The organism is Lysinibacillus sp. NPDC098008, from assembly GCF_044760715.1.
GTDB lineage: Bacteria > Bacillota > Bacilli > Bacillales_A > Planococcaceae > Lysinibacillus.
The window spans coordinates 210,086-222,637 of sequence record NZ_JBIWBA010000004.1 but is presented as its reverse complement, the minus strand read 5'-3'; the positions used below and the strand labels follow the sequence as shown (position 1 = coordinate 222,637).

Annotated in this window: 12 protein-coding genes and 16 tRNA genes; 25 read left to right on the top strand and 3 right to left on the bottom strand. The window is 41.9% G+C overall.

All coding sequences use genetic code 11. The features are described 5' to 3' along the window. Positions 1-6 precede the first annotated feature (6 nt). The 16 genes from ACIQVU_RS06970 to ACIQVU_RS06895 all read left to right on the top strand — a co-directional run bounded on the left by ACIQVU_RS06970 (position 7) and on the right by ACIQVU_RS06895 (position 1,463). Positions 7-81: transfer RNA gene (locus ACIQVU_RS06970), tRNA-Gly, on the top strand. A gap of 5 nt (positions 82-86) precedes the next feature. Beyond that, positions 87-175 (top strand) — tRNA-Leu (locus ACIQVU_RS06965). 9 nt (positions 176-184) lie between these two features. After that, positions 185-261, top strand: a tRNA-Arg gene (locus ACIQVU_RS06960). Positions 262-271: 10 nt separating this feature from the next. Next, positions 272-348, top strand: a tRNA-Pro gene (locus tag ACIQVU_RS06955). A gap of 16 nt (positions 349-364) precedes the next feature. Beyond that, positions 365-440: transfer RNA gene (locus ACIQVU_RS06950), tRNA-Ala, on the top strand. A 27-nt stretch (positions 441-467) separates the two neighbouring features. Beyond that, positions 468-541 (top strand) — tRNA-Met (locus ACIQVU_RS06945). Between the two features lie 7 nt (positions 542-548). Then, positions 549-625, top strand: a tRNA-Ile gene (locus tag ACIQVU_RS06940). A 15-nt stretch (positions 626-640) separates the two neighbouring features. Further along, a tRNA-Ser gene (locus ACIQVU_RS06935) sits at positions 641-733 on the top strand. A 53-nt stretch (positions 734-786) separates the two neighbouring features. Beyond that, a tRNA-Met gene (locus ACIQVU_RS06930) sits at positions 787-861 on the top strand. A 26-nt stretch (positions 862-887) separates the two neighbouring features. Continuing rightward, positions 888-963 (top strand) — tRNA-Asp (locus ACIQVU_RS06925). A 15-nt stretch (positions 964-978) separates the two neighbouring features. Further along, positions 979-1,054: transfer RNA gene (locus ACIQVU_RS06920), tRNA-Phe, on the top strand. A 5-nt stretch (positions 1,055-1,059) separates the two neighbouring features. After that, positions 1,060-1,133 (top strand) — tRNA-Gly (locus ACIQVU_RS06915). 4 nt (positions 1,134-1,137) lie between these two features. Next, a tRNA-Ile gene (locus tag ACIQVU_RS06910) sits at positions 1,138-1,214 on the top strand. A 4-nt stretch (positions 1,215-1,218) separates the two neighbouring features. Further along, positions 1,219-1,295: transfer RNA gene (locus ACIQVU_RS06905), tRNA-Asn, on the top strand. A 3-nt stretch (positions 1,296-1,298) separates the two neighbouring features. Further along, positions 1,299-1,389 (top strand) — tRNA-Ser (locus ACIQVU_RS06900). A 2-nt stretch (positions 1,390-1,391) separates the two neighbouring features. Then, positions 1,392-1,463 (top strand) — tRNA-Glu (locus tag ACIQVU_RS06895). A gap of 151 nt (positions 1,464-1,614) precedes the next feature. Here ACIQVU_RS06895 and ACIQVU_RS06890 read toward each other — a convergent pair. Beyond that, positions 1,615-1,974, bottom strand: coding sequence for a TcaA NTF2-like domain-containing protein (locus ACIQVU_RS06890; protein WP_340807081.1), 360 nt, complete (start codon positions 1,972-1,974; stop codon positions 1,615-1,617). A 113-nt stretch (positions 1,975-2,087) separates the two neighbouring features. Here ACIQVU_RS06890 and ACIQVU_RS06885 point away from each other — a divergent pair, with 113 nt between their 5' ends. Continuing rightward, complete coding sequence (locus tag ACIQVU_RS06885) at positions 2,088-2,216, top strand: hypothetical protein (protein ID WP_340807080.1); 129 nt, start codon at positions 2,088-2,090, stop codon at positions 2,214-2,216. Between the two features lie 167 nt (positions 2,217-2,383). Here ACIQVU_RS06885 and ACIQVU_RS06880 read toward each other — a convergent pair whose 3' ends face one another. Next, entirely contained in the window at positions 2,384-2,539 is a 156-nt protein-coding gene (locus ACIQVU_RS06880) for a double zinc ribbon domain-containing protein (protein WP_340807078.1), read from the bottom strand. Between the two features lie 165 nt (positions 2,540-2,704). Between ACIQVU_RS06880 and ACIQVU_RS06875 the strand changes: the two genes are divergently transcribed. The 3 genes from ACIQVU_RS06875 to ACIQVU_RS06865 all read left to right on the top strand — a co-directional run bounded on the left by ACIQVU_RS06875 (position 2,705) and on the right by ACIQVU_RS06865 (position 4,965). Beyond that, a complete protein-coding gene (locus ACIQVU_RS06875; protein ID WP_340807076.1) occupies positions 2,705-3,466 on the top strand; it encodes a MerR family transcriptional regulator in 762 nt (253 codons plus the stop codon). Between the two features lie 75 nt (positions 3,467-3,541). Further along, positions 3,542-3,991 (top strand): TraR/DksA C4-type zinc finger protein, encoded by a 450-nt coding sequence (locus tag ACIQVU_RS06870; protein WP_340807074.1) that lies wholly within the window; start codon positions 3,542-3,544, stop codon positions 3,989-3,991. Positions 3,992-4,038: 47 nt separating this feature from the next. Next, entirely contained in the window at positions 4,039-4,965 is a 927-nt protein-coding gene (locus ACIQVU_RS06865; protein WP_402894542.1) for a dipeptidase, read from the top strand. Between the two features lie 14 nt (positions 4,966-4,979). Here the strand turns inward: ACIQVU_RS06865 and ACIQVU_RS06860 are convergent, their stop codons facing one another. Continuing rightward, positions 4,980-5,900 carry a 1,4-dihydroxy-2-naphthoate polyprenyltransferase gene (locus ACIQVU_RS06860; protein WP_402894539.1) on the bottom strand — a complete coding sequence of 307 codons (921 nt, stop codon included), beginning with the start codon at positions 5,898-5,900 and terminating at the stop codon, positions 4,980-4,982. Between the two features lie 224 nt (positions 5,901-6,124). Here ACIQVU_RS06860 and ACIQVU_RS06855 point away from each other — a divergent pair, with 224 nt between their 5' ends. From ACIQVU_RS06855 to ACIQVU_RS06835, 5 genes are all read left to right on the top strand, one after another. Beyond that, positions 6,125-7,510, top strand: coding sequence for an isochorismate synthase (locus tag ACIQVU_RS06855; protein ID WP_402894537.1), 1,386 nt, complete (start codon positions 6,125-6,127; stop codon positions 7,508-7,510). Beyond that, positions 7,503-9,218: a 2-succinyl-5-enolpyruvyl-6-hydroxy-3-cyclohexene-1-carboxylic-acid synthase gene (gene menD, locus ACIQVU_RS06850; RefSeq protein WP_340807067.1), complete on the top strand. Its 1,716-nt coding sequence runs from the start codon at positions 7,503-7,505 to the stop codon at positions 9,216-9,218. The genes ACIQVU_RS06855 and menD overlap by 8 nt, the downstream gene beginning before the upstream one ends. Continuing rightward, positions 9,215-10,015: a 2-succinyl-6-hydroxy-2,4-cyclohexadiene-1-carboxylate synthase gene (gene menH, locus ACIQVU_RS06845; protein WP_340807065.1), complete on the top strand. Its 801-nt coding sequence runs from the start codon at positions 9,215-9,217 to the stop codon at positions 10,013-10,015. The genes menD and menH overlap by 4 nt, the downstream gene beginning before the upstream one ends. Before the next feature lie 45 nt (positions 10,016-10,060). Continuing rightward, a complete protein-coding gene (gene menB, locus ACIQVU_RS06840) occupies positions 10,061-10,879 on the top strand; it encodes a 1,4-dihydroxy-2-naphthoyl-CoA synthase (RefSeq protein ID WP_274794182.1) in 819 nt (272 codons plus the stop codon). 196 nt (positions 10,880-11,075) lie between these two features. Next, complete coding sequence (locus tag ACIQVU_RS06835) at positions 11,076-12,500, top strand: o-succinylbenzoate--CoA ligase (protein ID WP_340808608.1); 1,425 nt, start codon at positions 11,076-11,078, stop codon at positions 12,498-12,500. Positions 12,501-12,552: the final 52 nt, after the last annotated feature.

Below are 12,552 nucleotides of genomic sequence, written 5' to 3'. Positions count from 1 at the left end.
GCACATGCGGAAGTAGTTCAGTGGTAGAACACCACCTTGCCAAGGTGGGGGTCGCGAGTTCGAACCTCGTCTTCCGCTCCAAATGTGCCGGGGTGGCGGAACTGGCAGACGCACAGGACTTAAAATCCTGCGGTAGGTGACTACCGTACCGGTTCGATTCCGGTCCTCGGCACCATTTTTATATGCGCCCGTAGCTCAATTGGATAGAGCGTCTGACTACGGATCAGAAGGTTATGGGTTCGACTCCTGTCGGGCGCGCCAATAAAATGTACGGGAAGTAGCTCAGCTTGGTAGAGCACTTGGTTTGGGACCAAGGGGTCGCAGGTTCGAATCCTGTCTTCCCGACCATTTCCAAAAAAATTATGGGGCCTTAGCTCAGCTGGGAGAGCGCCTGCCTTGCACGCAGGAGGTCAGCGGTTCGATCCCGCTAGGCTCCACCATGATTTAATAACCAGTATAAAGATCCTGGCGGCGTAGCTCAGCTGGCTAGAGCGTACGGTTCATACCCGTAAGGTCGGGGGTTCGATCCCCTCTGCCGCCATCTTAAAGGACCTTTAGCTCAGTTGGTTAGAGCAGACGGCTCATAACCGTCCGGTCGCAGGTTCGAGTCCTGCAAGGTCCACCATTTATATATTGTTACGGAGGTATACCCAAGTCTGGCTGAAGGGATCGGTCTTGAAAACCGACAGGCGGGTAACACCGCGCGGGGGTTCGAATCCCTCTACCTCCTCCAGTTTTAAATTTTGATAAATGGTGCTTGAAAAACTCGAAACAGTATATAATTATCGCGGGGTGGAGCAGTGGTAGCTCGTCGGGCTCATAACCCGAAGGTCGTTGGTTCAAATCCGGCCCCCGCAACCAATTTTTATGGATGAAAGCAATCAAATGGTCCCGTGGTGTAGCGGTTAACATGCCTGCCTGTCACGCAGGAGATCGCCGGTTCGATCCCGGTCGGGACCGCCATTTATTTTAACATGTGGGTCAGTAGCTCAGTTGGTAGAGCATTAGATTGAAGCTCTAAGTGTCGGCGGTTCGATTCCGTCCTGACCCACCATGTATGCGGGTGTAGTTTAATGGTAAAACCTCAGCCTTCCAAGCTGATGTCGTGGGTTCGATTCCCATCACCCGCTCCAGAGAGGGCCTATAGCTCAGCTGGTTAGAGCGCACGCCTGATAAGCGTGAGGTCGATGGTTCGAGTCCATTTAGGCCCACCAATATTCCGAAGTAGCTCAGTTGGTAGTAGCACCTGACTGTTAATCAGGTTGTCGCAGGTTCGAGTCCTGCCTTCGGAGCCAAAAGGGGAAGTACTCAAGAGGCTGAAGAGGCGCCCCTGCTAAGGGTGTAGGTCGGGTAACCGGCGCGAGGGTTCAAATCCCTCCTTCTCCGCCATGGGCCCGTTGGTCAAGTGGTTAAGACACCGCCCTTTCACGGCGGTAACACGGGTTCGAATCCCGTACGGGTCATACAAAATGCAGTAGATGAACGTTCATCTACTGCATTTTTTTGTTCAAAATAGTCGAGAGCTGGATAGCCGCCTCTACTAGACGGATAGAAGCGTGAAAGTGACGCTAAATCGACGGATAGCATCTAACAGTGCAGTGGATGAGTTTAGAGTCATTCGCTGCACTTTTTGATTACATTGAAAGTAGTGAATTTTAATATTTGCAATTTTATATGCACCGTAATCACCGTATAGATCTTATAGCGATCATAGAATTGATAGTTATCTTGTGCATCGTAGAAATCAAATATCCTATTTATTTCTATATAGTATTGACCATTTGAATATTGAACATCTAGTATCTCATTGCCTGCAAAAAAGAAATAATGATCTTGGTATGCAATGTCATTCACATATTCCTCTGTAAGGCTATCGGCAATCCAGTAAAAATCACCTTCATTGAGTGCCATTTCATAATAAAGCCGGAATGCTTGCACGAATTGCCCTGCTAATAGGGCATCCGTTTCGTTCATTGTGTCCTCTTCAATTGGAGCTTCTCGATCATTTACATAGACATTCGCAACAGCATGAACCTCATTAGCAGTAAGAGGCTTAGCAGCCCATCCCTCAAATGCTATAAAGAGGAATGGAGAAGGCGAAATTAGTGCTTGTTCCAGTTGTGTATAACAGAGAGTTAATGCCTATTACATTGCCTGTATTGACATCAACCAATGGGCTGCTGCTACTACCTTTATCAATGTGTACATCTACCTGATAGATATGCTTATATATAAAATTTTCAAGTTCCATATCACGTTTATTGCCTAGTATGTAGCCAATAGAAGCCGAATTTTCAAAGCCTTGTGGCTACCAAATGCAATGACCTTTAAGTCTATTGGGGATTCAGACGTTTCAATACCTAATGGTTCAGTGTCTTAATAGCTAGGCACATGTTGCAATAAAGCAGACTGATAATACGATAATTGCCCATGTAGGAATACCTTGCTTGCGTAATGATGAATTAGTAAGTTTGCGACCACAGTCTGTGCAAAACTTGCCGTCCATAGCGTTTTCATGCTGACAATTTGGACATTTCATCCTATCATACTCCTGTGAAAATTTTGCTAGTTATATCGGCTTGTAAATATAATTTTATAGGTAGTTGTGGAATGATATAACTAAAAAAATTATGATTAGATTAAATTATTTTATTGACTTTAACGTTGCGTCAACGTTTACAGTAGCATTAGTGGAGGTGACAACATGGAATATACCATTCAGGAGCTTGCGAATTTGTCAGGTGTGAGTACAAGAACACTGCGCTATTATGATGAAATTGGGTTACTAAAGCCAGCAAGAACAAATGAGGCAGGCTATCGTTTTTACAGTCAGGTTGAAGTCGATATGTTACAGCAAATTTTATTTTATAGAGCACTGGATATGAAGCTATCGACGATTCAGGATATTATTCAAGCACCTAATTTTCAGCACTTTGAGGCACTGAAAGCACATCAAGTAGCATTGCAAAAACGCAAGAAACAGCTTGAAGAAATCTTACAAACAGTGGAAAAAACAATACAATCTATCGAGGAGGAACGACCAATGTCAAATGAAGAAAAATTTAAAGGCTTTAAAGAAAAGTTAATCGCAGATAATGAAAAGCAATATGGTCAAGAAATACGTGAAAAATATGGCGATGAAACAGTGGATGCTTCGAATGCTAAGCTTATGAATATGACTGAGCAGCAATATCAAGAAATGCAACAGCTAGAGCAGCAAATGTTTGAACGTTTAACAGAGGCGATGGAGCTTGGTGATGCGACAAGTGATATTGCTATGGAAGTAGCTGAGCTGCATAAAAGGTGGCTAAGCTTTACATGGAAGGAATATTCGAAAGAAGCACATGCAGGGCTTGCACAAATGTATATAGCAGATGAACGTTTTGCAGCATACTATAATGAGCGTGGTACAACAGGAGCAGTACAGTTTTTACATGATGCTATTATAGCCTACACAAGTAAGTAACAAACGCTTCCTTATGCTGACATGTTTTAGAAAGCGTAAATTCGGAAAACATGAAAGCATAAGGAGGAGATTTTTGTGAATCAACAAGTAATGCAAAAATTGAAAAGACAATTGGAGCAAGAATTACAAGAAATTGAACAGCGACTAGATGAATCCGAACGACCACAAACAACAGAGCTATCTAATTATGATAATCATCCAGCAGATAATGCTAGCGATTTAACAGATCAGTTGACGGAAATGGCTATTGATGAGCATCGCAGTGATGACGCAGAGGAAATTAAACAAGCATTACAAGCAATGAAGGATGGAACATATGGGACATGTGTTGTCTGTGGTGAGGAAATTCCTACAGGACGTTTAGAGGCTATGCCAAAAGCATTGACCTGTGTGGAGCATGCAGAGAAAAAAGAAGAACAGCTACGACCAGTGGAAGAGGATTTGCTAGCTTCAACACCTAAATCAAATGACTTTATAGAGCTTGAGGAATTTGGCTCTTCAGATACACCGCAAGATAAAATTTAGGAAGCTTTCGCTCACAAAAACAGTATAATAGCTGTAGAGGTGAGAGGATGAAGATTATCGATTTACACTGTGATGCTCTGTTAAAATTAACAACACTTGAAACAGCCAACTTTGCAGGTGATACACGGCTAGATACGAATCATAAAAGACTACAATTAGGGCAGATAGAGGTTCAGGTATTTGCTATTTTTATTAATCCAAAAATACCGCAACAGCAGCAATTTCTTGAGGTGGTACGCCAAATTGAGGCATTTCATAGCCATGTATTACAAACAGAGGGCATGGTGCATATTACAGATTGGGCACAGCTAGAGCAATTAGCACCACATGAAATAGGCGCTATTCTAAGCTTAGAGGGCTGTGGTGCAATTGGTGAGGATTTAACTAAGCTCATCGCCATTTTAGATGCTGGTGTAAAATTAGTAGGATTAACATGGAATGAAGAAAATGCTCTTGCTCATGGAGCTGAACAGGATGCAAGTCTTGGTTTAAAACCATTTGGGAAAGAAGTTATTCAATTACTCAATAAACGTGATATCATCATTGACGTTTCACATCTTAACGAGCAAAGCTTTTGGGACGTGTTACCACTAGCGAAGCATATTATTGCAAGTCATAGTAATGCACGTGCCCTATGTGACCATCCGCGTAATTTAACAGATGCACAGGTAAAGGCTCTTGTTCAACATGGTGGTCATATCCATGTTGTTTACTATCCACCGTTTATTGGTAAGGATGCAACACTAGAGCATTTAGTAAATCATGTAGAGCATTTAGCAAATCTAGTAGGTGTTGAGCATATAGGGTTAGGCTCTGATTTTGATGGCATTGATGTGACTGTCGATGGTTTAGCACATGCAGGAGAGGCACAAAATTTAGTAGCGGCATTACGAGCACGCTTTTCAGAGGAAGAGGTACTAGGGATTACTAGTCATAATTTTAAACGTTATGTAAAAAAAACAGCAACCCATTAAGGCTGCTGCATCTGTTAATAAAAGAAATAATGAATTAATAAACCAATTCCTAATAGGAAGCCAAAGATTGTATTGGTTTGCGCTGTATATTTCATCGCAGGCATCACTTCTTTGGCTTCTTTTTTATCTCGGAAAATTTGAATAGCGCGCAATGGCTTTGGCACGCTTAAGAAGATAATAAGCGCCCAAAATGTAATACCGTCGATGGCTACAAGCGCAATTACCCATAAATAGGAAACGATAAAAAAGCCTGATAAGACAGAAATAGCACTATCACGTCCTACCAAAATCGCGAGCGTTTTGCGTCCACCCTCTGTATCCCCAACAATATCGCGTATATTATTCGATAACATAATAGCGCCAACTAGAATCATACTTGGTACAGAAAGCAAAACAGCATCTAGCGTTATTGTAAGCGTTTGAATATAGAAGGCAATCAGCACAATCCCCATGCCCATAACGGCTCCTGAAATAATTTCGCCAAACGGTGAGTAGGCAATTGGATATGGACCACCTGTATATAAATAGCCGATAAGCATACAAGCAAGTCCAACGGCTGCTAGCCACCAGGATGTTGAGGCACATATATAAATACCAAGAAGCATCGCAATGGCATAAAAGCTTAATGCAATCATCATAATCGTTTTTGGCTGTACACCATGCCGAACAATCGTCCCGCCAATTCCAACAGAGTGCTCGTTATCTAATCCCAATTTGTAATCATAATATTCATTGAACATATTCGTTGCTGCTTGGATAAGCATACTTGCAATGAGCATAGCAAAAAATAGTCCAAAATCAATTGTTTCTTGTTCAATTGCTAAGGCAATTGCTGTTCCTAGGAATACGGGAACAAATGAAGCGGTTAAAGTATGTGGACGTGTTAAATGCCACCAAACTTTCAACCCCCTATCAGCTTCAATGACTTTGGTCATAAGGTCTTTCTCTCCTTCAAATGTTGTCGACTCTTCTTATTTTAAACGAAGATTGAGAAAATGGGTAGGTTCACAGCTTATTACATACTGTTTCATGAAAAAAAGTGATACAATAGAACATGCATTTATGAACTGAAAGTAAAAAATAAGCGATAGGCAACGGTACGAATCATAGAGTTGCCAAGCAATTGATAATGTACATTGCAACAACGGAGGTAATTTTCATGCAACAGAAGTGGTACCAAGCCACAGAGGTAGAAGTGGACTCTTTGGGCCGAAACCTTCATTTTTATATGGAAACAATTGAGGTAAGCCACTTATCTGCATTGGCATTTTATGCAGCAGGCGAGGAATGTTATAAAGGTGAACGATTTTATTGGCAAAATAGAGAAAAAACAATGACTTTAGTGGGACTTGGACATGCCCATACCATTCAAAACAATGCAAAAGATGAACGTTTTGATGCTGTAGAAGCAGAATGGAAAAGCTTAACGAAAAATTGTTTCAAACAGCAACGTGAGCTACATCCTATTTTATTTGGCGGTTTTACATTTGACCCACAGAATAATGTTGATGGAGAGTGGACGGGCTTTCCAGAAGCTTATTTTGCATTAGCAACCTTTCAACTAGTAATACGTGATGATAAATCCTATGTCAGCATTCATCTTCTAACACAGGAGCAACAGGGTGAAGAACAGCTTGAAGCATTGCGTAAGGAGCGAGATCATTTAATTCACGCGGCACAGGTTAAAGAAGTGAAAACGTATTCAAAGCCTGAAATTATAAGTTATTTCGAGCCATATAAGGACCCATATTTAGCTTCCATTGACCAAGTAACAGCATTAATTAAGCAAAAAAAGGCAGGGAAAGTTGTCATTGCACGATCACTGGCATTGCAATTTAAAGAGCCTGTATCCGCGCCACAAGTGCTCTCACAAATTATTCATGAGCAGCCAGAAAGCTATTTATTTGGCTTAGAACGTCACAATTTATTGTTCTTTGGTGCATCGCCTGAGCGTCTTGTAAAAGTGGAGGATAGGCGTGCCTTTTCATCTTGTATAGCTGGCTCGATTAAGCGAGGAAAGACAGCGGAGGAAGATGAAGCCTACGGGCAAAGCTTATTAAATGACCCTAAAAATGATGGCGAGCATCAATATGTGGTTGATATGATTGCAGATACATTCCGCAAAAATTGTGTAAATATGACGATTCCAGATCGACCACGTTTACTAAAAATACGAGATATTCAACATCTATACACACCTGTTGAAGGTCAGTTAAATCAAGAAGCAACGATACTACAGCTTACAAAATCATTGCATCCAACACCAGCTTTAGGCGGTGTACCACGTCAAGAAGCACTAGCGGCTATACGTAAATATGAGCCGATGAATCGTGGGCTGTATGCGGGGCCGATTGGCTGGATGGATGCAGAGGGCAATGGTGAATTTGCAGTGGCTATTCGTTCAGCTGCGCTATTGCAAGATAAAGCGTATTTATATGCTGGTGGCGGTATAGTAGCAGATTCAGAGCCACAATCTGAATATGAAGAAACATTAGTGAAATTCCGTCCAATGCTTCGTGCGTTAGGAGGACAATTACATGAGTGAACGACAAATTTTAAGTGACTATGTATATACAATGGTGGCATCATTAGTCCAGACTGGTGTAGAAAACGTTGTCATTAGTCCTGGCTCACGCTCAACACCACTTGCTTATGCATTTGCTTCAGCAAAGCAACTAACGATGTATCGACAGGTAGATGAACGTTCTGCAGCTTTCTTTGCATTAGGGTTAGCGAAGGCTACTGCAAAGCCTGTTGTTTTATTATGTACATCTGGTACAGCAGCGGCAAACTATTTTCCTGCAATTGTAGAGGCAAGCTATGCACGTGTGCCGTTAATTATCATAACGGCTGATCGCCCGCATGAATTACGAGAAGTAGGCGCACCACAGGCAATTCATCAGCCCAATTTATATGGCACACATGTAAAATGGAGTGTGGATTTCCCGCTAGCAGACGGTGCGGCACCAACATTGCCCTTTATAGAGCATCATCTTGCGCGTGCGGTAGCGATTGCAACAAGTGCACCATTTGGGCCAGTACATATTAATGTACCGTTCCGTGAGCCGCTATTAATTGATTTTTACAGTGAGCTACCACCAGCAACATTCAAGCATAGCCATATAGGACAATTAATCCCAACAACTGCTGCACAGCAGCAGCTTTCGGCTATTTTACAAGCAACGAAAAAAGGTTTTCTTATTATTGGTGAATTACCCCTCGGCACAGATTTATCCGTTGTATGGGAATTTGTACGCCAGTTAAAATGGCCAGTGATTGTTGAAAGCTTATCAAATATGCGCGCAGCCATCCCAGAGGATTGTTTACCATATATTATGGCGACCTATGATGCTATTATGAAAAGCGAGGATTTTCAAGCACTTGTCCAGCCTGACACAGTATTGCGCTTAGGGGCACAGCCTGTGTCAAAATTTATCATGCAATTTATTACAAAATCACAGCCAAATGCTTATATTATTATTGATGAGGATGCGATGTTTAGAGATGCTACAGGTGTGTCTACACATTTTATTCACGCCAATATCGGACAGTGGCTAACACAATTAACGCCTTCAAACACAGCGTTTGATGAGGCTTATCTTGTCAAATGGCAAAAGGCTCATGCACTGGCTACCATGTATATTGAGCAGCATTCAGAAGTAGCAAAGGATGAAGGGGCAATTGTGAGTCGGTTGCTAAAGATGATTCCTGATGGCAGCGATATTTTTGTTAGCAGCAGTATGCCAATACGTGATATAGATACATTTTTACTGCCCACACCAAAGGATTTACGTATTTTTGCAAACCGTGGGGCAAATGGAATTGATGGTGTTGTGTCAACAGCTTTAGGCTTTAGTCAAGCGAATGATAGAGAAACGTATTTATTGATTGGCGATTTAGCCTTTTTACATGATATCAACGGCTTAATTGCATCTAGGTATCAGTCATGTCATATAACGATTATTGTGTTAAATAACGATGGTGGGGGTATTTTCTCTTATTTACCACAGTCAACAGTCGAGGCACATTATGAGGATTTATTTGGTACACCAACTGCATTGACATTCCATGATATTGCCAAGATGTATGATATGGATTATATACGCGTGGATACGATAGATGAGCTATCAGAAAAATTTTCAACGGTGAGAAAGCAGCCTTTACGTTTAATCGAAATTTTTACGGACCGAGCAGAAAATGTCAAGGCACACCGAGAGCTGTGGCAGCGTATTAATACGGAGCTAAAAGCATGATGATTCGAGGACTCGAAACGCATATTGAGATATGGAATAAGGATGCCCCTTCTACATTAGTTGCTTTGCACGGCTTTACAGGAAGTACAGCAACATGGCATTATTTAGCGCAAGCGTTGCCAAATGTACGAGTGGTGGCAATTGATTTAATTGGGCATGGACGAACAGCCGTACCAGCGCACGTGCAGCGTTTTTCAATGGAGGAGCAAGTACAGGATTTAGAAGAAATATGCTGTCAGCTTCAGTTAGAGAAATTTACGCTATTAGGCTATTCAATGGGGGGCAGAATTGCCTTGTCCTATGCTATGTCATATCCAGAGCGTATTGATAAGCTTATTTTAGAAAGTGCTTCACCAGGACTACGCACGGCAGCAGAACGAGCTGAGCGTTGTGAGCAGGATGAGGCACTCGCCCAAAAAATTATAGCAAATGGTATCGAATCATTTGTCAATGCGTGGGAAAATATCCCGCTTTTTGCAACACAGCAGCAGCTCCCTAAAAGTGTACGAGAAGCTGTGCGAGCAGAAAGGCTGTCACAGAAGGCGGAAGGATTGGCAGGAAGCTTAAGAGGTATTGGCACAGGTGTCCAACCTTCAAATTGGGAGCGGCTGGAGCAGCTAGTCATCCCTGTCCTTCTTTTAACAGGAGCATTGGATAAGAAATTTTGTAAAATCGCACAAGAAATGAAAGCGTTATTAAAGAATGGCACACATATAACCGTAAATCATGCGGGACATGCAATTCATGTGGAAAATCCCGCTGAGTTTGCTACAATAGTAGAGGAGTATTTAACGTAGTATTCCTCGCTTTATAACGAATTTCTTAATATAGGAGGCAATTCAATGACACGTCAATGGACTACATTACATACTTATGAAGATATTAAGTATGAGTTCTATAACGGTATCGCAAAAATTACGATTAACCGTCCAGAAGTGCGCAACGCATTCCGCCCAAAAACAGTGATGGAAATGATTGATGCATTCTCACGCGCACGTGATGACAAAAATATCGGTGTAATTATTTTAACAGGCGAAGGTGAGCATGCTTTCTGCTCAGGCGGCGACCAAAAAGTTCGCGGACATGGTGGCTACGTAGGAGAAGATGAAATCCCGCGTCTAAACGTTCTAGATTTACAACGTTTAATCCGTGTAATTCCAAAGCCTGTAGTGGCAATGGTAGCAGGCTATGCAATTGGCGGAGGACATGTTTTACATGTTGTTTGTGACTTAACAATTGCTGCTGATAATGCTCGCTTTGGACAAACTGGACCAAAAGTAGGCTCATTCGATGCTGGTTATGGCTCAGGCTATCTTGCTCGTATTATTGGACATAAAAAGGCACGTGAAATTTGGTATCTTTGCCGTCAATACGATGCACAGCAAGCACTTGATATGGGCTTAGTCAATACAGTTGTACCTTATGAGCAACTGGAAGATGAAACGGTTCAATGGTGTGAAGAAATGCTACAAATGTCACCAACTGCTCTACGCTTCTTAAAAGCAGCGATGAATGCAGATACAGATGGCTTAGCAGGTCTTCAACAAATGGCTGGCGACGCAACACTTCTTTACTACACAACAGATGAAGCAAAAGAAGGTCGCGATGCCTTCAAAGAAAAACGTCAACCTGACTTCGGTCAATTCCCAAGATTCCCTTGATGTAACAAACAGCTCGTATCTTTTGAGAGATACGGGCTTTTTTTATATGCGGAGGCGGATAGAACTGCGAAAGTGATGGATAGACCTATAAAAGTGACAGATAGAGCCACCAAAATAAAGGATAGCCACATAAAACCGATGGATGGACAAGGAATAGAGGAAAGCGATAAGATATAGGATGATTGGAGTGACAACTATGTATCCAAATTGGATTTTACAGCGAGCTTATTTAACGCCACATCGTACAGCATTGAAGTATAAAGAACAAAGCTGGACATTTCAGCAATTAAATAATGTATCACTAAAGCGAGCTCGTCAATTAGCAGCACTTGGTATTCAACAAGGGGATCGTATCGCGATTATGGGGCCGAGTAAGCCAGACCTTGTGGTAATACTCTATGCCTGTATGCATTTACAGTGTGAAATGGTGATGCTCAATCGACGACTATCGCAGGATGAGCTGGCATATCAGCTAGAGGATTCTGAGGCAGTGGTGGTATTAATTGCGGATGAGGATGTTGCAAAATTACCTTCTGAAACAGCATATCATGTCTTTTCAACAATTGCAGAGGGCATGGAAGAACCTCTTAATATTGCTAAGGAATGGCCAATCCATCAAACAACAACCATTATGTATACATCAGGTACAACGGGTTTTCCAAAAGGGGTTCGTCAAACAGTTGGCAATCATCAGGCTAGTGCAACCGCCTCTGTCCTTAATATTGGGCTACAGCCTCATGATGTTTGGCTCTGTGCAGTGCCGTTATTCCATATTAGTGGATTTTCGATATTAGTACGCTCATTGCTATATGGCAATCAAATTTATTTGTATGATCAATTTGATGTAGAAGCCATTGCACAAAATATTATAGACGGGGATGTTACACATATGTCAGTTGTTGCTGTAACATTGGAAAGAATTTTACATATGTTAGAGCAGCGCAATGCGAAAGCCTCACCGCAATTTAAGCTAATGCTAGCAGGAGGGGGACCTGTGCCTATTGATTATTTAACAAGGGCACATGCCTTAAATCTAGCAGTTGCCCAAACATATGGTATGACAGAAACCTCCTCACAAACTGCTACGTTGGCAAGCGAAGATGCAATGCGCAAGTTAGGCTCTGCAGGAAAGCCATTATTTTTCAATCAAATTCAAATTGCTGAGCCCAATGCCTTTGGTGAAGGGGAAATTTGTATTCGTGGCCCACATGTGACACCCGGCTATATCGGACGCTTTGCACAAAAAAGCGCAACGATTGATGGCTGGCTGCATACAGGGGATATTGGGTATATTGATAAAGATGGTTATTTATTTGTGATTGACCGCAGAGCAGATTTAATTATTTCGGGTGGGGAAAATATTTACCCTGCTGAAATTGAAAATGTTCTGCTGACACATCCTGCTGTTCAAGAAGCGGGTGTTTGCGGAAGACATGATGATAAATGGGGGCAAGTCCCTATTGCATTTGTTGTACTAAAGGAGCAGGTGTCTATAGAGCAATTACACGTATTTTGCTTACGAAAGCTTGCTAAATATAAAGTGCCACAAGAAATTATCGTAACAGATAGCCTACCACGCAACGGAGCTAATAAGCTAGTAAGACGAAAATTAGTACAATAATAAAAGAAGCCTTCTAACAATGGAGGCTTCTTTTATTATTTGCAAAAACTAG